The sequence below is a fragment of the Roseovarius sp. genome (assembly GCF_018066915.1).
In the GTDB taxonomy this organism is placed as follows: domain Bacteria; phylum Pseudomonadota; class Alphaproteobacteria; order Rhodobacterales; family Rhodobacteraceae; genus Roseovarius.
This window is the reverse complement of the sequence record NZ_JAGPVV010000253.1, coordinates 1-19,926: the sequence shown is the minus strand read 5'-3', so window position 1 is coordinate 19,926 and position 19,926 is coordinate 1. Positions and strand designations below refer to the sequence as shown.

The window sequence follows — 19,926 nt, the reverse complement described above, 5'->3', positions numbered from 1 at the left end:
CTCGCGTAGCAGACGCTCCTCTAGCCCGTGGCCGGGATCGAACAGGATGCGGTGCTTGATGCGGTTTTCCGAGCGGATTTCGACCCAGATCACGTTTTCAACCCAGCGGCTGTCGGCGTCAGCCATGACCGGGCGCCTGTCGGGATCGACCACATCGAAGCGCACCACGGCGGTCTTGGGCAAGAGCGCGCCGCGCCAGCGGCGAGGGCGGAAAGCCGCCACCGCCGTCAGTGCCAGCACATCCGAGCCGATGGGCAGGATCGGGCCATGCGCGCTGTAGTTATAGGCGGTAGACCCGGCCGGGGTGGCGACGAGCGCGCCGTCGCAAACGAGCTCCTCCAGACGCAGGCGCCCGTCAATGGTGATGCGCAGCTTGGCCGCCTGAGGGCCTGCGCGCAGGAGCGAGACCTCGTTGATCGCCAGCGCCTCGTGCAGGGTGCCGTCGAGGGATTCGGCGCGCATGGCGAGCGGGTTGATCACCTCTTCCTCGGCGGCAATGAGGCGGTCGAGCAGGTCAGTTTCGCTGTATTCATTCATCAAAAAGCCGACGGTGCCGCGATTCATCCCATAGACGGGAATATCGAGCGCCTGAGTGCGGTGGAGCGTGTGCAGCATGAAGCCGTCGCCGCCAAGCGCCACGATGACATCCGCCTGATCCTCGGGCGCATGACCAAAGCGGCTGGCAAGGGTGGCGCGCGCGGTCTGGGCGATGGGGGCATCGCTGGCGACAAAGGCGATCTTGCGGTGCATGGGCGATCCTGTTTCCAAAAGGCGATGCTCTGGGGCGGATCGAACCACAATTCCCCTGCCAAGACCAGCCATGCCGGAGTTACAGATGAAATCGTCGCTTTACATTCTTTCAAACCGGACGAGTTTCCTTTAGGAAAATGACCAATTCACCAATCTTTGGAGTTGCCCCAATGCCCCATGACGGACACCAGCCTGTTGCAGATCAAGGTTTTTTCACCGAATCCCTCGCGTCGCGCGATCCTGACCTCTTTGGCGCGATCCGCTCGGAGCTGGGTCGGCAGCGCGACGAGATCGAGCTGATTGCGTCCGAGAACATCGTGTCTGCCGCCGTGATGGAAGCGCAGGGCAGCGTGATGACCAACAAATACGCCGAAGGATATCCCGGCAAGCGTTATTATGGCGGCTGCCAATATGTTGATATTGCGGAAAATCTGGCGATCGAGCGGGCCTGTGCGCTGTTTGGATGCAGCTATGCCAACGTCCAGCCGAATTCCGGCTCTCAGGCCAATCAGGGCGTGTTCACCGCCCTCTTGCAGCCGGGTGATACGATCCTTGGCATGAGCCTTGATGCGGGCGGGCACCTGACGCATGGGGCGGCACCGAACCAGTCGGGCAAATGGTTCAACGCCATTCAATACGGGGTGCGCAAGCAGGACAACCTGATTGACTACGATCAGGTGCAGGCGCTGGCGACCGAGCATCAGCCCAAGCTGATCATCGCGGGCGGATCGGCCATTCCGCGCCAGATCAATTTTGCCCGGATGCGCGAGATTGCCGACAGTGTTGGCGCCTATCTGCTTGTGGATATGGCACATTTTGCTGGTCTGGTGGCCGCGAAAGAGCATCCGAGCCCGTTCCCGCATGCCCATGTGGCCACGACCACGACGCATAAGACGCTGCGCGGGCCGCGCGGTGGCATGATCCTGACCAATGACGAGGGGCTAGCCAAGAAATTCAACTCGGCGATTTTCCCCGGTATTCAGGGTGGACCGCTGATGCATGTGATCGCGGCCAAAGCTGTCGCCTTTGGCGAGGCGCTGCGCCCCGAATTCAAGTCGTATATTCAACAGGTGATCCGCAACGCGCAGGCGCTGAGCGACCAGTTGATCAAGGGCGGTCTGGACACGGTCACGCATGGCACCGACACGCATGTCTTGCTGGTGGACCTGCGCCCCAAGGGCGTGAAGGGCAATGACACCGAGAAGGCACTGGGGCGGGCGCATATCACCTGCAACAAGAACGGCGTGCCGTTTGACCCGGAAAAGCCGACCGTGACCAGCGGTATCCGGCTCGGCTCTCCTGCGGGGACGACGCGCGGGTTTGGCGAGGCGGAATTCCGGCAGATCGCGGATTGGATCATCGAGGTGGTCGATGGGCTGGCGGCGAATGGCGCCGAGGGCAATGCTGCGGTCGAGGCCAAGGTGAAGGCCGAGGTCGAGGCGCTGTGCAAGCGGTTCCCGATCTATCCGAATCTCTGAATTCGGTTCCATAGAGCGCCCTGCGCGAGCCATCGCTTGCGCAGGGTTTTATTTTGTTTTCAGGGCCGTGTGGGGCGCTGTTAAACCGAGCCCTGCCAGCGGATAAGGGCGTAGATGAGCCCTGCCAACAGCATCAGATTGAGCACGATCCCCCCGGCGAGGCGCAGGAGCGCGGTCTTGCGGGCCTCTTGCGGGTTGAGCGTGTCGAGATAGGCGTGCAGATCGGCAAAGGCGCGGTTGACCTGCGAGGTGTCGAGCACCCGCGCGAGTTTGGCATGGGCCATCCAATCCTGAGCGCCGAGGATGATGTCCGCCGCCCGGCGTTGGCGGCGGGGCAAGCGGCGCCCGGCACGACGCAATTGCCGCTCGAGCGTGGCACCGCGCAGGTGCATGCGATCTGTGAGGGCCTGTTGCAGCCCTGCGATCCTGCCCTGAAACTCTTCGGTATCAATCACTTGGAAATCCCTCTTGAGGCAGTTTACCGGCTGTGGCGCGGCGCGGCAATAGGGCTGGAATCGTGGGTAAGGGGACGGTATGAGAGGCTATGTTGAACCGGATCGAACATGGCACGCCGACCGAGCGGCCGGGATTGGTGATTGTGCACGGGCTCTATGGCTCGGCGCGCAATTGGGGTGTGATTGCCAAGCGGCTGTCGGACAGTCGCCACGTGGTCGCGGTGGACATGCGCAATCATGGCGCAAGCCCTTGGTTTGATACACATTCCTACGCCGATATGGCGGGTGATCTGGCGGAGGTGATCGAGAGCCTCACGGGTCCCTATGACGTGCTGGGCCATTCGATGGGCGGCAAGGCGGCGATGGTTCTGGCGCTGACGCGGCCTGAGTTGGTCAATCGGTTGATCGTGGCGGATATTGCGCCCGTGACCTATGGGCACAGCCAGTTGCAATATATCAAGGCGATGCAGGCGGTTGATCTGAGAGCCGTCGAGCGGCGCTCGGACGCGGCGGCGCAATTGCAGGCCACGGTGGATAATCCGGCGCTGGTGCCGTTTTTCCTTCAGGCGTTGGATGTGGCGGAAAAGCGGTGGTTGCTGAATCTGGACACGCTGGCGCGTGAGATGCCGAAAATCCTGAGCTTTCCCGACATTTCAGGGGTTTATGAGGGGAAGGTGATGTTCCTCACCGGGGCGGAGTCGGCCTATGTGACGCGCGAGCACCGCGACCGGATCAAGGCGCTGTTCCCTGCCGCGCAATTTGCCAAGATCCCCGGTGCGGGCCATTGGCTCCATGCCGAGAAGCCGCGAGAGTTCGAAGCGGCGGTGCGGACCTGGCTGGGGTGAGCGATGACGCCGGGCGTTAGCGCAGGTCGTAGAGCTTCTTGGCCACGATATAAGACACTGGGAACGCCGCGATAAATCCCAGAAGGGCAGCGATCAGGATGGGTCGGAGCGTATCCTGTCCCATCACGAGGGCGGCGATGACCGCAGAGCCAGAGAGGGTGGAGCCGATGAAGAGATGCAGGATCAGGCTCAGGCGCAGCATGGCAGACGCTTTCTATCTAGTTGCTTTCCCTTTGAAGTTTAGCGGTGAGTGGCGCGCCGCGCCTTGATCTGAGTCAGGGATAGCCGTGAGCCATGAAAAAACCCGCCGGAGGATGCTCCGGCGGGTTCTTTTTTTCGTTGCGGATGGGGCCGCTGTTATTCCTGTTGCCCCATGAACATCAGCAGGAACTGGAACATGTTGAGGAAGCTGATGTAGAGGCTGAGCGCGCCGTCATAGGCGGATTTGTCCAGCCACTCCTGATCGCCATGTGCCGCGTGGGCGACGTAGGTGTTCTTGATCTCTTGCGTGTGGAAGGCGGTGAGGCCTGCGAAGATCAGAAGGCCGATGGCCGAGATGGCGAACATGATAGCCGGGCTCTGCAGGAAGATGTTGATCACCATCACGACGATGAGACCGATCACACCCATGATGAGGAACGAACCCCAGCCCGAGATGTCCTTTTTCGTGGTGTAGCCAAAGAGCGAGAGACCCGCGAAGGCGATGGCGGTCACGATAAAGGTCTGCACGATCGAGAAGCTGGTGAACATCAGGAAGATCGAGCTCATCGAGATACCGATGAGTGCTGCGAAGGCGAAGAAGCCAAGCTGCACGGCGGCAGCGGAGCCACGACGCAGAAGCGCGCCCCAGCCGAGGAAGATGAATGCGAGCGGGGCCAGCATCACCACCCATTTGAGCGGCGAGAGATAGAGTGCGGCACCAAGGCCCGACAGCAGCTTGCCGTTGGGCAGTTGTGCGGCGGCGGCCGACGGATCGGTTGTCACGGCAAGCCCCGCGATGGCCCATGCCGCAAGCGCCGTGATGAGCATGCCCACGGACATCGTGCCGTAGACCTTGTTCATGTGCGCGCGCAGGCCCGCGTCAATCTGGGCGGTGCGTGTGCCCGTCGCCGTCCGGATCGTGTTAAACTCTGCCATGTAACCCTCCGATATGTGAATGGCGGTCCCGTTCATGGGACATTGCCAGTAATATCGGGAGGCATGGCCAAGATTTCAAGCGTTCATGACTGTTTTCGATAGGTTTTCTGCGCGGCGGCGTCTGTGGCAGGGGGCCGCCGCGACTTTTGGGGTCGCAGGTGGCATTGCGATAGGGTGAAACCTGCTGAATTTACGGCAGATTCACCTAGCAATGCAGCCGACGGGGCAGGTCCCAGAAGGGGCGGCTCGCCTCGCGCAGCGCCGCCTCGCGGGTCAGACCGAGATCCTGGAGGGCGGCATCGTCGAGCCGGTAGAGGGCGCGGCGCTGCGCCCAGACTGCCAGCATCTCCGAGATGCGCGGGGCGCGCAGGACGGTGCGGAGGGCAGAGCTTTGGGCTTGGACGGTCATGGTCTTTCCTTTCCCTTTGGTGATGTGGCGAAGGGTTCGCATTTCGGATGTTGATCTTTTGCCCGAGTTCGTTCAATTTTAAAAATGAATGTTTGACCGATTCATCATCAAGGACTGTGATACATGCGAAACCTCGACATCACCACGTTACGCTCGCTGGTGGCGGTGGCCGATCATGGCGGCGTGACCCGTGCCGCGACGGCGTTGAACCTCACGCAATCGGCGGTCTCGATGCAGATCAAGCGGCTCGAGGATATGCTCGACCTCACGCTCCTCGAGCGGGCGAACCGGCGGGTGTCGCTGACCGCGCCGGGGGAGCAATTGGTGGGCTATGCGCGCCGCATGCTCGATCTCAATGACGAGGTGGTGGGGCGGCTGACCGAGGAAACCTTTGAGGGGGAATTGGCGCTCGGCGTGCCGCATGACATCGTTTATCCGGTGGTGCCGCGCGTGCTCAAGCAGTTCAACGCTGCCTTTCCGAGGGTCAAGGTCAACCTGCGGTCCTCGAGCACGCTGCGGCTGCGCGAGGCCATGGCGCGCGGTGAGGTGGATGTGATCCTGACCACCGAGGAAGGCGTGGGCGAGGGCGGTGAGACGTTGACCGAGATGCACCTGCGCTGGACCGGCGCGCAGGGGGGCGTATCGTGGAAGCGTCGCCCGCTGCGGTTGGCGTTTTGCCGCCAGTGCATTTTCCGGCCCATCGTGCTGCGCAAGCTGGATGCGGCGGGGGTGGATTGGGAGTTGGCGGTCGATTCCGAGGATGACCGCGCCGTCGAGGCGCTGGTGAGCGCCGATCTTGCGGTCGGTGCGCTGCTTGAGAGCAGTATTCCGCCGCATCTGGAGGCGATCACGCCCGGTGGGGCGTTGCCCCATCTGGGCGTGCAGAAGATCAACCTCTACGGCAACGCCGGGCGCGACGAAGTACGCGCCGCCTTGATGCGCATGTTGCGGCAGGGGTTTGGCGCGCTGACGCCGCCGGTGCCTATTCCAGCGTGACGACGACCTTGCCGGTGGATTTGCGCGTGCGCAGCAGTTCGAGCGCCTCTGCTGCCTGTTCGAGGGGAAGCAGGTGCGAGACATGCGGGCGCAGGTGCCCTGCCGCATACCAGCCAAAGAGGGTGGACATGCTGTTCGTCACCACCTCGGGGCGGAACTTGAGATAGCCGCCCCAATAGAGGCCCATCACGCTGATATTCTTGACCAGCAGGTGATTGGCGGGGATTTGCGGCACCTCGCCAGAGGCAAAGCCGATGGTCAGGATGCGCGCCTCGGGGTTGCAGGCGCGCATAGCGGCGGTGAATTGATCGCCGCCGACCGGATCATAGACCACATCGACCCCGCCCAAGGCGCGGCAGGTGTCGCGGATGTTTTCGGTCGCGGCGTCGATCAGGTGATCGGCCCCGGCCTGTTGGGCCACGGCAAGTTTATCGGCGCCGCGCGCGCAGGCGACAACGCGCGCCCCCATGTGCTTTCCGATTTCCACGGCGGTGAGGCCCACGCCCCCGGCGGCCCCCAGAACCAGCAGGGTTTCCCCCGGTTGCAGCCGCGCCTTGTGATCCAGCGCCACATGGCTGGTGCCATAGGCCACCTGAAAGGCCGCTGCCTCGGCAAAGGTCATGGTGTCGGGCAGGGGCACGGCGCGGGCGGCGGGAAAACAGCCATAGTCCGCAAGCCCGCCCTGACCGCCAAAGACCGCGATACGGGTGCCGGGGGCGGGGCCATCGGTGCCGGGGCCAAGGGCGTCAACCGTGCCTGCCACCTCCATTCCAAGGGTAAAGGGCGGCTCTGGCGTGTCCTGATAGGCCCCATTGATCATCAGCAGATCCGCAAAGTTGAGCCCGCAGGCCGCGATGCGCAGGCAGAGTTCGCCGGGACCGGGGGTCGGGCGGGGCAGGTCGGTCAGAATTGGCTCGGCCCCCTTGGCGGGCAGGTGATAGGCGCGCATGTTGGACCCTTGTGATTCTGGCGTTGCGGGATAATGCTGGGGTTGTGGTTAGACGAATTCGATTCGCCCTGTCAAACTGAGGGCAGCCAAGCGGAAAAAGCGGGAAAATACCCTATCCAAAAGGGTAGGTGCCCGCATAGATTGTGTTTCATTGGGATAGGTAGCGCAAACGGATAGCGATATTTCTTGAATTTTAACGCCATCTTGGTAGGGTCCGGCACGCGCTGCTGGGATGCGTGGCGTCGGGTCCGGAACGGGTGTTTCGGGTGGTCGAATTACGGTAATTCTCAGAGTAGGTAAGAAGGAACATTATATGCCGCACCCCGTTGATGTGCACGTTGGCAAACGCATTCGGCACCGCCGCTGGCTGGTGGGAATGACCCAGCAGCAGCTGGCCGAAAGTGTTGGAATCAAATTTCAGCAGATTCAGAAATACGAGACAGGTGCGAACCGTGTAAGCGCGTCGCGGCTTTGGGATATTGCCGAATCTCTGGACGTCGAGATCAGCTTTTTCTTTGAAGGGCTGGATCAGGAGGGCGGTGTGGAGCGCGAAAAGAGCGATCCGGCACGTGCCGACCTGATGGGCGACAAGGAAGCGCTGGATCTGGTGCGCTCGTATTATGCGATCCCCGAAAACCAGCGTCGGCGTTTGTTCGACCTTGCGCGGGTTTTGAGCGAGGTGGCTTGAGCCGGGCCGGCCTTGGGTCTATCCAACTGCGCAGGCAGTAGGAGAGGCGGGCCGGAATGGACAGGGATGATATTGTCAGGACAGCCCATGCGGTGGCCGATGCCGCCCGCGTGGCTGTCTTGCCGTTTTTCCGGAGTGCCGGGCTGACGGCGGATAACAAGCTGCCCGAGGGGCGGTTTGATCCGGTGACAGAAGGCGACCGTGCCACGGAACGCGCCATGCGCGCGGTTCTGGCGCGGTTGCGTCCACAAGATGGAATCTTGGGCGAGGAATATGGGGCCGTTGCGGGCACCAGCGGTCTGACTTGGGTGTTGGACCCGATCGACGGGACGCGGGCGTTCATGTCGGGTTCGCCCACTTGGGGCGTGTTGATCGCCGTTTCCGATGAGACCGGCTCCCTCTATGGGATCATCGACCAGCCCTATATTGGCGAGCGGTTCGAAGGCGGCTGGGGCGCGGCGCGGATGAGCGGGCCTATGGGCGCACGGGATTTGCGGGTCATGGGCGCGCGGGCATTATCCGAGGCGATAGTCTTTACCACCTTCCCGGAATTGGGCAGCCCGGCTGAGGCGGCAGGCTTTGCCGAGGTGGCAGGGCGCGCGAAGTTGACGCGCTATGGGCTTGATTGTTATGCCTATTCCCTCGTTGCGGCGGGGCATGTCGATCTGGTGATCGAGGCCGGTCTGGCGGCCTATGACATTCAGGCGCCGATTGCCGTGATCGAGGCGGCGGGCGGCATTGTCACCGACTGGCAGGGCGGTCCGGCACATCAGGGCGGGCGGGTGATTGCCGCCGCCGGGCGCGCGCAGCATGAGGCGGCGCTGGAGATCTTGTCGAAGGTGGTTTGACGGAGGGCTATTGCTGACATTTGCCCCAATCACTCCGCGCGGCTGGGTGCTGGCGCTGGACCCTTGCCGCCCACTTATATTGCCTTGCCCGCCACCCAAACCCCTGCGATGGCGCGGTCGTCGCCCATCATGATCGTGGGAAAGAGCGCCTCCCATATATCCGCCGCGCGCGCGCTGCGTTGGGCGATGGCCGGGGTTGAGGCGAGATTGAGGGCGACAAGGTCGGCCTCCATCCCCGGTGCGATATTGCCGATTTGTGCGCCCATATGCAGCGCCTCTGCTGACCCCGCCGTGGCGAGCCAGAGAAGCTGGGCGGGGTGCAGCGCTGTGCCGGTCAATTGCCCGATTTCATAGGCGGCGGCCATGGTGCGCAACATGGAAAAGGACGACCCGCCGCCGGTGTCGGTGGCAAGGCCGATGCGCTGACCCTCGGCCATGCGCGCGGCGAGGTTGAAGAGGCCCGATCCGATGAAGGTGTTGGAGGTGGGGCAATGGATGAGGGCCGCGCCCACCTCGCGCAGGCGGTCGCGCTCGCGTGTCTCAAGGTGGATGGCATGGCCGTAAAGCCCGCGCGCGCCCAAGAGGCCGTGGGATTCGTAGGTGTCGAGATAGTCGCGTGCCGCAGGATAAAGGGATTTGACCCATGCCACCTCGTCCACCTGCTCTGACAGGTGGGTTTGCATCAGGCATTCGGGGTATTCTGACCAGAGCGCGCCGAGGGCCGCGAGTTGATCGGGCGTTGAGGTGGGCGAAAACCGCGGCGTGATGGCATAAGAGAGCCGGTCCACCCCGTGCCAGCAGTTGAGCAGCGACTTGCTGTCGTCATAGGCCGATTGCGCGGTGTCTCGTAGGCCATCGGGCGCGTTGCGGTCCATGCAGGTCTTACCCGCCACGGCGCGCAGGCCCCGCGCCTGCGCCGCCTCGAAAAACGCGGTCACGCTGGCGGGGTGGATGGTGGCGTAGCTGGCGCAGGTGGTTGTGCCATGGGCGAGCATGAGATCGAGATAGCGGGTGGCGATTTCTGCCGCATAGGCAGGATCGGCAAAGCGCATTTCCTCGGGGAATGTATAGGTATTGAGCCACTCGATCAGGCGTTTGCCCCAACTGGCGATGATCGCGGTCTGCGGGTAATGCACATGGGCATCGACAAACCCGGCGGTGATCAGGTGTTTGCCCATGTCGGTCACGCGCGCCTGTGGGGCCTGCGCGCGCAGGTCGCGCGCGGTGCCAAGCGCGATAATCCGGCCATTTTCGATCAAGAGCGCCTCGTGCAGGCGGGCGGCCCCCAGAGGATCGCCCGCGAACGGAGAGTGGTCGAAGGCGAGAATCTGGCCGGTGAGCAGGGTGATCGCTGACATTTGCCCCCCTTGGGCGAAGGATTGCGCAGGTCACAGGATAAGGGGCCACAGGTTCGGGGTAAATCGGCCCATTGTGATTGTTTTCCGCAAACCGCTTCTTTAATCCTGCGCCAACGGTGAACACAGGGGGTAACATGGCAGAACACGAAGACGATCTGGCCCCCGAGGCGGAACAGGACGAGGATTACACGCCACTGACGCGTTCCCTGATTGCGCGGATCATGTATGCGGTCGAGACGCAGAACCGCGACATGCTCTGGGCCGAGATGGAGCCGCTGCATGCGGCCGACATCGCCGACCTTCTGGAGCAGAGCAACGCCTATGACCGGCGGCGGTTGATCGAGCTCTACGGGCAGGAGTTTGATGGCGATATCCTGTCGGAACTCGACGACTCGATCCGCGAAGAGGTGATCGGCCTCTTGACGCCGCAGGTTCTGGCCGATGCTGTGCGCGAGCTTGATTCCGACGACGTGGTCGATCTGGTCGAGGACCTGGAGGATCAGCAGCAAGAAGCGATCCTAAGCGTTCTCGAGGACAGCGACCGGGCAGCGGTCGAGCAATCGCTGACCTATCCGGAATATTCCGCCGGGCGCCTGATGCAGCGCGAAGTGGTGATGGCCCCCGAGCATTGGCTGGTGGGCGATGCCATTGATTACATGCGCAATGCCCAAGAATTGCCGGAGCAGTTCTATCATATCGTGCTGGTCGATCCGCGCCTGCATCCGGTGGGAAATGTCACGCTGGGGCGGATCATGGCCTCGCGCCGGGATACACCGCTCAGGGAGATCATGGAGGAGACATTCCACACCATTCCGGTCACGCGCTATGACGGCGACGTGGCCTATATGTTCAACCAGTATCACCTGATTTCGGCCCCCGTTGTGGATGAGGATGGCCGTCTGGTGGGGGTCATCACCATCGACGACGCGATGGCGGTGCTGGATGAAGAGCATGAAGAGGATATCATGCGTCTGGCCGGTGTGGGCGAGGGCGGGATCAACGATTCTGTGATCGAGACCTCCAAGCAGCGGGTGCCCTGGCTCGCGGTCAATCTTGGCACGGCAATTCTCGCCTCGTTGGTGATTGCGCAGTTCGAATTGGCGATTGCGCAACTGGTGGCGCTGGCGGTCTTGATGCCGATTGTCGCCTCGATGGGGGGCAATGCCGGCACGCAGAGCCTGACGGTGGCGGTGCGGGCGCTCGCGACCAAGGACCTGACCGGCGCGAATGTCTGGCGGGTGCTCAGGCGCGAAACGCTGGTGGGGTTGATCAACGGGTTGATTTTCGCGCTGGTGATGGGCGCGGTCGGGGTAGTGTGGTTTGGCGGGCCGGAACTGGGCTATGTCATTGGTGCCGCGATGGTGATCAATCTGGTCGTTGCCGGGCTGGCGGGGGCGGCTATTCCGGTGATCATGGACCGGATGGGCGTCGATCCGGCGCTGGGCTCTGGCACCTTTGTCACCACGGTGACGGATGTGGTGGGTTTTTTCGCGTTTCTGGGGTTGGCGACGGTGTTTCTGATATGACCGATCTGAGCGAGGTGAAGGCCGCAGCGCGCAAGGCGGCTTTTGCACGCCGCGCCGAGGCGCACCGTGCGCGGGGGCCGGGGGCGGCGGCGCTCTTGTCCGGGGTGCTGGCGGGCTATCGCGGTGTGCCGCTGGCGGGCTATATGCCAATCCGGTCCGAGATTGATCCGCTGCCCGCGATGGAAGAGGCGGCGGCGCATGGGCCGGTGGGCGTGCCGGTCATTCGCGGGGCGGGGCTACCGCTCGATTTCTCGCGCTGGGCATCGGGATGCGCGCTGCGCGAGGGGCCGTTTGGCGCGATGGTGCCGGAGGTGGACGATTTTTTTGAGCCGGAAATCCTGATCGTGCCGCTGGTAGCCTTTGACCGGTGGGGCGGGCGGCTGGGCTATGGCGGCGGGTTTTATGACCGCACGCTCGAGATGCTGCGCGCGCGGCGTGGGACGATGGCGATTGGCTTTGCTTATGGTGTGCAGGAGGCGGCGGAATTGCCGCTTGAGCCGACCGATCAGCCGCTTGATATGGTGGTAACAGAGGTTGAGGTCATCACCTTCGGGGGGCGGGATTAAAGCGGGAGATAGTCCATCATCTCGCCCGCCGCGCGCGCGGGATCATTGACCGGGCGCACCATCAGAGCTTGGGCATTGGCGAGGATGCTGAGAAGCGAGCTGTCCTGTTTGTCCTCGGGGTGGAGCCCGTCGGGCGTGAGGGCCGCGCGCATGTAATGTTCGCGCGGACCGTTCGGGGGCATGGCAATGGCCAGCGGTGCGCGCAGGCGCGGCGCAGGCGATGTGCCCAGACCCAGCATGGCGTTGATCATGGGGGCTACAAAAACATGGCCGCACACCATGGCCGAGACCGGATTGCCCGGTAGGCCGACCATGGCCGCGCCATTCATGCGCCCGGCCATCAGCGGTTTGCCGGGGCGCATGGCAACCTTGTAGAAGGCGCGTTCCATGCCGAGATCGCCCGCCACGCGACCGACGAGATCATGATCGCCCACCGAAGCCCCGCCGATTGTGACGATCAGATCGGCGCCGCGCGCCAACGCAAAACCGGCGGTGAGCGAGGCCACAGTATCGCGGGCAATAGGCAGGATGCGCGCCTCTGCCCCCATGGCGTCAAAGAGCGCCTTGAGGCCAAAGGTGTTGGAGGCGATGATCTGGTCGGGGCCGGGGGCCTCTCCGGGCATGACCAATTCGTCGCCGGTGGACATGAGCGCCACCTGCGGTTTGCGGCGCACCGGCACGAAGGCCACGTTCATCGAGGCGAGAAGGGCAATATCGGCGGGGCGCAACTGGCGCGGGGCAGTGATCGTCTGACCCTCGCGAAAGTCGCAGCCAAAGGGGCGGATATGATCCTTGCGGTCGAGATTTTGACCAAGGGTGATGCGGTCGGCGTCGCGGGTCACATCCTCTTGGATGATCACGCGGGAGGCCCCATGCGGGATGGGCGCGCCGGTGAAGATGCGCACCGCTTCGCCCGCACCGAGGGTGCCGGGATAGGCATGGCCTGCCGCAGCCTCGCCGATCACCGTGAGGGTGGCACCGGGGGTCGCGTCGGGCCCACAGACCGCATAGCCATCCATGGCAGAGGCGGCGAAAGGCGGCTGATCGCGGCGGGCGGCCACGTCGCGGGCAAGGATGCGGCCTGCGGCCTGTGCGAGCGGCACCTCTTCGATGTCGAGCGGTTGCACGAGGGTGAAAAGATGCGCGAGGGCCGCGTCAACGGTGATCATTTCGCCTCATACCGCCCTGATTTTCCACCATCTTTCAAGAGAACCCGGATGCCGCCGATTTCCATCGCCTTATCCACGGCCTTGGTCATGTCATAGACCGTGAGGGCGGTGACGGAGGCGGCGGTCAGCGCCTCCATCTCGACGCCGGTCTGGCCGGTGGTCTTGACCGTGGCGGCGATGCGGACGCCGGGCAGGTCAGGATCAAGGGTCAGGTCCACGGTGACTTTGGTGATCGCAAGCGGATGGCAAAGCGGGATGAGGTCTGGCGTGCGCTTGGCCGCCATGATGCCCGCAAGCCGGGCAACGGCCAGAACATCGCCCTTTTTCGCGCGACCTTCGGCAATGATATCAAAGGTTTCGCGGGCCATCTTGATGTAGCCTTCGGCTATCGCCACGCGCGCGGTGCTTTCCTTGTCCGAGACATCGACCATATGGGCATGGCCTTGGCCATCGAAATGGCTGAGCCCTGACATCAGAATCCGCCCGGCGTGAGGGGGTTGGCAAGCAGGGCGCGGGTCGCCTCGGCCACATCCTCGGCGCGCATCAGGGTTTCGCCGATGAGAAAGCTGCGCGCGCCGTAGCGGGCCATCTCGGCCAGATCCTCGGGCGTGGCAAGGCCGCTTTCGCAGACGATCATCCGCTCGGGGGGCACGAATTTGGACAGTTTGCGGGTGGTGTCGAGCGAGGTTTCAAAGGTGTTGAGATCACGGTTGTTGATGCCGATCATCCGCGATTTGAGGCGGCCGGCGCGGTCGAGTTCTTCGCGGTTGTGAACCTCGATCAAGACATCCATGCCCCAATGCGTTGCGGCCTCTTCCAGTTCGGTGGCCTGCGCGTCCGAAACGCTGGCCATGATGATCAGGATGCAATCGGCCCCCCAAGCGCGCGCCTCGGCCACCTGATAGGGGTCATACATGAAATCCTTGCGCAAAACGGGCAATTTGCAGGCGTCGCGCGCGAGCCCGAGAAATTCAGGCGCGCCCTGAAAGCTGGGTGTGTCGGTCAGCACCGAAAGACAGGTGGCACCGCCCGTCTGATAGGCCTGAGCCAGAGCGGCAGGATCAAAATCGGCGCGGATCAGGCCCTTGGACGGGCTGGCCTTTTTGATTTCGGCGATGAGGCCATAGCCGGTCTTGGCGGCCTTGAGCAGGGCGTCGGAAAAGGGGCGCACGGGCGAGGCCTCATGCGCCAGCGATTCCATCTCGGCCATGGGATGCGCTGCCTTGGCGGCGGCGATTTCCTCGAGTTTGTAGGCTTTGATCTTGTCGAGAATGGTCGGGCTGGTCATACGGTCTCCGATGTCAGTTTCGCGAGGGCGGCGATCTTGGCGCGGGCCGCGCCGCTGTCGATGCTCTCGGCGGCTTGGGCCACGCCTTCGCGCAGGTCGCTGGCATGTCCGGCCACGGTCAGGGCCGCGGCGGCATTGAGCAGCACGGCATCGCGGTAAGCGCCGGGCGCCCCATCGAGCAGCGCGCGCAGGGCTGCGGCGTTCTCCGCCGGGGTGCCGCCCAAGATGGCCTCGAATGGATGCACGGGCAAGCCGAAATCCTCGGGGTGCAATTCGGTCTCGTGGATGCTGCCGTCTTCTTCGAGGGCTGCGACCCAGGAGAGGCCGGTGATGGTCATCTCGTCGGTGCCGTCCGAGCCATGCACGAGCCAGGCGCGGGTCGAGCCCAATTGCCCCAGCGTTTCGGCCATGGGGCGGATGAGGTCGCGGGAGAAGGCCCCGGTGAGTTGGCGTTTGACGCCGGCGGGGTTGGTGAGGGGGCCGAGGATGTTGAAGATGGTTCGAGTGCCCAATTCGGTGCGCACGGGGCCGACATGCGCCATCGCCGGGTGGTGCATGGGTGCCATCATGAAGGCGATGCCCACCTCGGCCAGCGCGCGTTCGACCACAGGCACGCCCACCATCACCTTGATCCCCATTTCGGTCAGCGCATCCGCCGCTCCGGATTTGGACGAGAGGTTGCGATTGCCATGTTTCGCCACCGGCACGCCTGCGCCTGCCACGACAAAGGCGGTGGCGGTCGAGATGTTGAGCGTGCCCTTGCCATCGCCGCCGGTGCCTACGATGTCCATCGCGCCCTCTGGGGCGCGCACCGCGTTGCATTTAGCGCGCATCACGGCGGCGGCGGCGGCGTATTCATCCACCGTTTCGCCGCGCGTGCGCAGCGCCATAAGTAATCCGCCGGTCTGGGCGGGCGTCGCCTCGCCTTCAAAGAGGATTTGAAAGGCGATTTCTGCCTCGGCGCGGGTCAGAGGGCGGTCGGCGGCGGCCCCGATCAAGGGTTTGAGCCGGTCGCTCATGCCGGAACCTGCATCATGTCGATGAAATTCTTGAGCAGGGCGTGACCATGCTGCGAGGCGATGGATTCGGGGTGAAACTGCACGCCTTGGATCGGCAAGTCGCGGTGTTGCAGGCCCATGATGGTGCCATCCTCCAGCTCTGCCGTGATCTCGAGACAGTCGGGCAGGCTGGAGCGTTCCACGACCAGCGAGTGATAGCGCGTCGCCTCGAAGGGCGAGGGCAGACCGGCAAAGACGCCTTTGCCCTGATGATGGATCTGGCCCATCTTGCCATGCACGATTTCGGAATGGCGGATGACGCGGCCACCAAAGGCCTGACCGATGGTCTGATGTCCGAGACAGACGCCAAGAAGCGGGATGCCTGCCTCGGCGGCGGCGAGGGTCAGCGGCAGGCAGATGCCCGCTTGATCCGGGTCGCAGGGACCGGGCGAGAGCAGAATGCCATCGGGGCGCATCGCCATCGCCTCTTGCACGTTGAGCGCATCGTTGCGCACGACGCGGGTTTGCGCACCCAATTCGCCTACGTAATGGACGAGATTATAGGTGAAACTGTCATAGTTATCGATCAAGAGCAGCATTCGCGCCTGTCCTCATGCAAAGGGGGCTGGAGGCCAAGGGGCCGGTCGCGGTATACTTGTTCAGTCTTGCGCGGCACCGTCAAGGGGCGCTAGGCCGGATAACAGGCAAAACAGGCAGATACGGGGGCAATGGCAGTGGCACGCGGAGTATTGGCAGGCATGATGACGGGAACGCTGGTCTCGGGGCTGGCGTTGGGCACGCTGTCGGTGCTGAGCGGCGCACCGGGCGAGGCGCCGCCCGAGGCGGTCAGCCTCGAGGTGCCGGCGGGATCGGGGTTTGATCTGCGGCGCGAGGATGCGGAGGCGGATTTGCCCGCGGCTCAGCGCGCGCCCGAAGTGGCGGGGGTGTCGCAGGTGGCACCGCCCGCGCCGGATGACAGTGCAGGGATCGGCGCGGTCGAGACTGCACCGGCGGCAGCCCCCGAGACGGGGGACGTGGCGGCCTTGGCCGAGGCTCCGACAGTGGCTGTCGAGGGGGCCGGTGTGACGGTCGAGAGCGATGATCCGGTGCTGCCAAGCCCGCAGGGCACGCCGCCGGTGGTGCCGTCGAGCGAGGGGGCCGTGGCGGTGTCGACCGACCCTGCGCAGCCGCCCGCACCGGCGGCGGCTGAAGAAAGTGCGGGGCTGAGCGCGCCGGAAGGGGCAGAGGCCGGGTCGATTTTCCCGGAGGAAGAGCCCGCACCTGTGTTGATCCCAGACGCCTCTGGCACCGAGGGGGTGACGGATATGTCGCCCGAAGCCGAGGCGCAGGCCGAGGCGGCACCCGTGCCCGAGGCTGACGCAGAGGCCACCCCCAAGACCTTGCCTGCGCTGGGCACCATCGGCAACCGGGCCGAGGGGGTGACAACCAACCGCCTGCCCAGCCTTGGCGCTCCTGCGCCCGAGGTGGTGGAGAGAGTTGTGGAACCTGAGGTCGCCCCAGAGGTGGCGGGGGCGCTTGCCCGCAATCAGGTGGCGTTTGACAATCCCGAGGGCAAGCCGCTGATGGCGATCATCCTGATGGATGACGGGCAGAGCCCGATCGGGATCGAGGCGCTCCAGAGTTTTCCCTACCCGTTGAATTTCGCGGTTGATGTCGATTGGTCCGGGGCGGCAGCGGCGGCGGAGCGCTACCGCGCCGCTGGATTCGAGGTCTTGGCGATGGCCGATCTGCCAGAGGGCGCACGGCCTGAGGATGCCGAAGTGGCGATGCAGGCGTGGTTCGCGGAGGTGCCGCAGGCGGTGGCGGTGCTGGAAGGCACGAGCACCGGCCTGCAATCAAGCCGCGAGGCCACGGCGCAACTGGCCCCGATCCTGAAAGAGAGTGGGCATGGGTTGGTGATGCATCCAAACGGGTTGAACACCGCGCAAAAGCTGATGGCGCGCGAGGGCGTGCCCTCGGCCAGCCTGTTCCGGGATTTCGACGGGCAGGGGCAGAATGCCGCCGCGATCCGGCGATTTCTGGATCAGGCCGCGATGCGGGCTGATCAACAAGAGGACGGTGTGATCATGCTGGGCCGGTTGCGGGCGGATACGATCAGCGCGCTGCTTTTGTGGGGGTTGCAGGACCGCGCGGCGAGCGTGGCGCTGGCACCCGTGTCGGCGGTGTTGCGGGCGGAGTAAGCCTCAGGCGTCGCGCCACATCCCCGGCGCGATCCCATCCAGCGTCCAATCCCCGATGCGCCAGCGGATGAGGCGCAGGGTGGGGTGGCCGATATGCGCGGTCATGCGGCGCACTTGGCGGTTGCGCCCCTCTGAGATGGTCAGTTTCAGCCAGCAGTCGGGCACGGATTTGCGAAAGCGGACTGGCGGCGTGCGCGGCCAGAGGGTTGGCGGCTCTGCCCGTTCGACCCGCGCGGGGCGCGTCGGGCCATCGTTGAGCGTAACACCGGCACGCAGCGCCGCGAGGGCCGCGTCATCGGGTAGACCCTCGACCTGTGCGAAATAGGTTTTTTCCATTTTGAAACGGGGGTTTGCGATGCGTGCTTGAAGTTGACCATCATCGGTCAGCAAAAGCAGCCCCTCGCTGTCGCGGTCGAGCCGCCCGGCGGGATAGACGCGGGCCACGTCGATAAAATCCGAGAGCGTGGCGCGGGGACTATCGGTGCTGCCGCGATCGGTGAATTGCGACAGCACGTCATAGGGTTTGTTGAAGAGGATGAGGCGGGCCATGCCCCTGTAGATGCCTCAGGGGCAGGTCCGCCGCAAGTCTCAGTTATAGCCGGGGCGCAGGCCCTGAGGCAGTCCCGCACCGCGACAGCGGTCAGCTCAGCCGTTGGTATCGCCACCAAAGCGCGCGGCGTCGGCGGCGGCACGGCGGATGGCGTTGGATTTATGGACGGTTTCCATATATTCCGCCTCGGGGTCGCTGTCGTAAACCACGCCGCCGCCGGCCTGAATATAGAGGTTCTCGTCCTTGACCACGGCGGTGCGCAGGGCGATGCAGACATCCATATCGCCGCCTGAGCTGAAATAGCCGACACCGCCGCCATAGACGCCGCGTTTTTCGGGTTCCAACTCGTCGATGATTTCCATCGCGCGGACCTTGGGCGCGCCCGACACGGTGCCTGCGGGCAGACCGGCCAAAAGGGCGCTCAGCGCATCCTGATCCTCGGCCAACTCGCCCACGACGTTCGAGACAATGTGCATCACGTGGCTGTAACGCTCGATGATGAATTTCTCGGTCGGATGGACGCTGCCGATCTTGCAGACGCGGCCAGCGTCATTGCGGCCCAGATCAAGCAGCATCAGATGCTCGGCCAGTTCCTTTTTGTCGGCCAGAAGATCGGCCTCGAGCGCGCGATCCTCTTCGGGGGTGGCGCCACGGGGCCGGGTGCCTGCGATGGGGCGGATCGTCACCTCTTGGCCGAAGACGCGCACGAGGATTTCGGGGCTTGCGCCGATCACCTGAAAGCCGCCGAAGTTGAAATAGAACATGAAGGGCGACGGGTTGGTGCGCCGCAGGCTGCGATAAAGGGAAAAGGGCGGCTGGCGGAAGGGTTGTGTCCAGCGTTGGCTGGGCACGACCTGAAAGATGTCGCCTGCGCGGATGTAGTCCTTGGCCTTTTCGACGGCGGCCTTGTAGCCTTCGCGGGTAAAGTTCGACACCGGGGCCGCGTCTTCGCGGGCTTCGCCAAGTCTGCGGCTGGATTGCGGCAAGGCGCGTTCGAGATCGCGGACCGCGTCCATCACCCGCTCGGCGGCCTGTGCATAGGCGGCGCGCGCCGATTGGCCGCTGCTGACCCAAGCGGGGGCCACGACCGTCACCTCGCCCTTGACGCCATCCAGAACGGCAATCACCGAAGGGCGGAGCATCACGGCATCGGGCAGGCCAAGCGGATCTGGGTTCACATCGGGCAGGTGTTCAACTAGCCGGATCATGTCATAGCCCAGATAGCCAAAGAGCCCGGCACTGGCGGCGGGCATGGCTTCGGGCAGGGCGATGCGGCTCTCGGCGATGAGGGCGCGCAGATTAGCCAAGGGATCGCCGTGCTGATCCTCGAAGGCGTCGTGATCGAACCGGGCCTGACGGTTGATGCGGCTGGTGGTGCCGTGACACTCCCAGATGACATCGGGTTTCATGCCGATGATGGAATAGCGCCCGCGCAATTCGCCGCCCGTCACGGATTCGAGCAGGAAGGCATCGCGCGCCGCCTCTGTCAGCTTGAGCATGAGCGACACGGGCGTGTCGAGATCGGCCGCAAGCCGCGCATGCACCACCTGATTTTCGCCCGCCTCATAGGCGCGGGCGAAATCCTCGAACGACGGGGTCAGTTCCAATTGCGCGGTCCTCAGTTGAAATTGGCATGCACGGCGTTGAGGGCCGCCTGATCGAGTTCGACGCCCGCGCGGGCGCGGATGTCATTGGCCAGCACCTGAAAGAGATCC

General features: G+C 64.0%; 22 protein-coding genes. 8 read left to right on the top strand and 14 right to left on the bottom strand.

Going from position 1 to position 19,926, the window contains the following annotated elements; all coding sequences use genetic code 11:
* A partial coding sequence (locus KBT70_RS13980; RefSeq protein ID WP_296634811.1) for an NAD kinase occupies positions 1 to 750 on the bottom strand: 750 nt, incomplete at its 3' end.
* A 170-nt stretch (positions 751 to 920) separates the two neighbouring features.
* On the opposite strand from KBT70_RS13980, the gene glyA reads away from it, so the two are divergent.
* Complete coding sequence (gene glyA, locus KBT70_RS13975; RefSeq protein ID WP_296634807.1) at positions 921 to 2,228, top strand: serine hydroxymethyltransferase; 1,308 nt, start codon at positions 921 to 923, stop codon at positions 2,226 to 2,228.
* Between the two features lie 80 nt (positions 2,229 to 2,308).
* Here the strand turns inward: glyA and KBT70_RS13970 are convergent, their stop codons facing one another.
* Entirely contained in the window at positions 2,309 to 2,683 is a 375-nt protein-coding gene (locus KBT70_RS13970; RefSeq protein WP_296634804.1) for a hypothetical protein, read from the bottom strand.
* 89 nt (positions 2,684 to 2,772) lie between these two features.
* Between KBT70_RS13970 and KBT70_RS13965 the strand changes: the two genes are divergently transcribed.
* On the top strand, positions 2,773 to 3,528 hold the full coding sequence (locus tag KBT70_RS13965) for an alpha/beta fold hydrolase (RefSeq protein ID WP_296634800.1): 756 nt from the start codon (positions 2,773 to 2,775) through the stop codon (positions 3,526 to 3,528).
* Between the two features lie 16 nt (positions 3,529 to 3,544).
* On the opposite strand, the gene KBT70_RS13960 is transcribed toward KBT70_RS13965, so the two are convergent.
* The 3 genes from KBT70_RS13960 to KBT70_RS13950 all read right to left on the bottom strand — a co-directional run bounded on the left by KBT70_RS13960 (position 3,545) and on the right by KBT70_RS13950 (position 5,074).
* Positions 3,545 to 3,730: a CTP synthetase gene (locus KBT70_RS13960; protein ID WP_296634795.1), complete on the bottom strand. Its 186-nt coding sequence runs from the start codon at positions 3,728 to 3,730 to the stop codon at positions 3,545 to 3,547.
* A gap of 155 nt (positions 3,731 to 3,885) precedes the next feature.
* Entirely contained in the window at positions 3,886 to 4,665 is a 780-nt protein-coding gene (locus tag KBT70_RS13955) for a Bax inhibitor-1/YccA family protein (protein WP_296634788.1), read from the bottom strand.
* Positions 4,666 to 4,870: 205 nt separating this feature from the next.
* Positions 4,871 to 5,074 carry a DUF1127 domain-containing protein gene (locus KBT70_RS13950; RefSeq protein WP_296634785.1) on the bottom strand — a complete coding sequence of 68 codons (204 nt, stop codon included), beginning with the start codon at positions 5,072 to 5,074 and terminating at the stop codon, positions 4,871 to 4,873.
* A 123-nt stretch (positions 5,075 to 5,197) separates the two neighbouring features.
* On the opposite strand from KBT70_RS13950, the gene KBT70_RS13945 reads away from it, so the two are divergent.
* Positions 5,198 to 6,070: a LysR family transcriptional regulator gene (locus KBT70_RS13945; RefSeq protein WP_296634780.1), complete on the top strand. Its 873-nt coding sequence runs from the start codon at positions 5,198 to 5,200 to the stop codon at positions 6,068 to 6,070.
* Here KBT70_RS13945 and KBT70_RS13940 read toward each other — a convergent pair.
* Positions 6,057 to 7,019, bottom strand: a complete 963-nt coding sequence (locus KBT70_RS13940) for an NADPH:quinone oxidoreductase family protein (protein WP_296634777.1) — start codon at positions 7,017 to 7,019, stop codon at positions 6,057 to 6,059. The genes KBT70_RS13945 and KBT70_RS13940 overlap by 14 nt on opposite strands.
* A gap of 313 nt (positions 7,020 to 7,332) precedes the next feature.
* Between KBT70_RS13940 and KBT70_RS13935 the strand changes: the two genes are divergently transcribed.
* Positions 7,333 to 7,707, top strand: coding sequence for a helix-turn-helix transcriptional regulator (locus KBT70_RS13935; protein ID WP_008282060.1), 375 nt, complete (start codon positions 7,333 to 7,335; stop codon positions 7,705 to 7,707).
* A 56-nt stretch (positions 7,708 to 7,763) separates the two neighbouring features.
* Positions 7,764 to 8,555: an inositol monophosphatase family protein gene (locus KBT70_RS13930; protein WP_296634774.1), complete on the top strand. Its 792-nt coding sequence runs from the start codon at positions 7,764 to 7,766 to the stop codon at positions 8,553 to 8,555.
* Between the two features lie 74 nt (positions 8,556 to 8,629).
* Here the strand turns inward: KBT70_RS13930 and guaD are convergent, their stop codons facing one another.
* Positions 8,630 to 9,913 carry a guanine deaminase gene (guaD, locus tag KBT70_RS13925; RefSeq protein ID WP_296634772.1) on the bottom strand — a complete coding sequence of 428 codons (1,284 nt, stop codon included), beginning with the start codon at positions 9,911 to 9,913 and terminating at the stop codon, positions 8,630 to 8,632.
* Positions 9,914 to 10,047: 134 nt separating this feature from the next.
* On the opposite strand from guaD, the gene mgtE reads away from it, so the two are divergent.
* Both mgtE and KBT70_RS13915 read left to right on the top strand, forming a co-directional pair.
* Positions 10,048 to 11,439: a magnesium transporter gene (gene mgtE / locus KBT70_RS13920; RefSeq protein WP_296634768.1), complete on the top strand. Its 1,392-nt coding sequence runs from the start codon at positions 10,048 to 10,050 to the stop codon at positions 11,437 to 11,439.
* On the top strand, positions 11,436 to 12,005 hold the full coding sequence (locus KBT70_RS13915; RefSeq protein ID WP_296634766.1) for a 5-formyltetrahydrofolate cyclo-ligase: 570 nt from the start codon (positions 11,436 to 11,438) through the stop codon (positions 12,003 to 12,005). Before mgtE ends, KBT70_RS13915 begins: the two co-directional genes overlap by 4 nt.
* On the opposite strand, the gene glp is transcribed toward KBT70_RS13915, so the two are convergent.
* The 5 genes from glp to KBT70_RS13890 are packed head-to-tail and all read right to left on the bottom strand — an operon-like array spanning position 12,002 to position 16,059.
* Positions 12,002 to 13,174, bottom strand: a complete 1,173-nt coding sequence (gene glp / locus KBT70_RS13910; RefSeq protein WP_296634763.1) for a gephyrin-like molybdotransferase Glp — start codon at positions 13,172 to 13,174, stop codon at positions 12,002 to 12,004. The genes KBT70_RS13915 and glp overlap by 4 nt on opposite strands.
* The gene (moaC, locus tag KBT70_RS13905; RefSeq protein ID WP_296634761.1) at positions 13,171 to 13,647 is read right to left on the bottom strand and encodes a cyclic pyranopterin monophosphate synthase MoaC; all 477 of its coding nucleotides are present in this window, start codon (positions 13,645 to 13,647) and stop codon (positions 13,171 to 13,173) included. The genes glp and moaC overlap by 4 nt, the downstream gene beginning before the upstream one ends.
* Entirely contained in the window at positions 13,647 to 14,462 is an 816-nt protein-coding gene (gene trpC, locus KBT70_RS13900) for an indole-3-glycerol phosphate synthase TrpC (RefSeq protein WP_296634758.1), read from the bottom strand. Before trpC ends, moaC begins: the two co-directional genes overlap by 1 nt.
* A complete protein-coding gene (gene trpD, locus KBT70_RS13895) occupies positions 14,459 to 15,481 on the bottom strand; it encodes an anthranilate phosphoribosyltransferase (protein WP_296634756.1) in 1,023 nt (340 codons plus the stop codon). Before trpD ends, trpC begins: the two co-directional genes overlap by 4 nt.
* Positions 15,478 to 16,059: an aminodeoxychorismate/anthranilate synthase component II gene (locus KBT70_RS13890; RefSeq protein ID WP_296634753.1), complete on the bottom strand. Its 582-nt coding sequence runs from the start codon at positions 16,057 to 16,059 to the stop codon at positions 15,478 to 15,480. Before KBT70_RS13890 ends, trpD begins: the two co-directional genes overlap by 4 nt.
* A gap of 159 nt (positions 16,060 to 16,218) precedes the next feature.
* Between KBT70_RS13890 and KBT70_RS13885 the strand changes: the two genes are divergently transcribed.
* A complete protein-coding gene (locus tag KBT70_RS13885) occupies positions 16,219 to 17,661 on the top strand; it encodes a divergent polysaccharide deacteylase family protein (RefSeq protein WP_296634751.1) in 1,443 nt (480 codons plus the stop codon).
* Between the two features lie 3 nt (positions 17,662 to 17,664).
* On the opposite strand, the gene KBT70_RS13880 is transcribed toward KBT70_RS13885, so the two are convergent.
* The gene (locus KBT70_RS13880) at positions 17,665 to 18,210 is read right to left on the bottom strand and encodes a pseudouridine synthase (protein ID WP_296634748.1); all 546 of its coding nucleotides are present in this window, start codon (positions 18,208 to 18,210) and stop codon (positions 17,665 to 17,667) included.
* A 96-nt stretch (positions 18,211 to 18,306) separates the two neighbouring features.
* A complete protein-coding gene (gene trpE, locus KBT70_RS13875; protein WP_296634746.1) occupies positions 18,307 to 19,818 on the bottom strand; it encodes an anthranilate synthase component I in 1,512 nt (503 codons plus the stop codon).
* Positions 19,819 to 19,926: the final 108 nt, after the last annotated feature.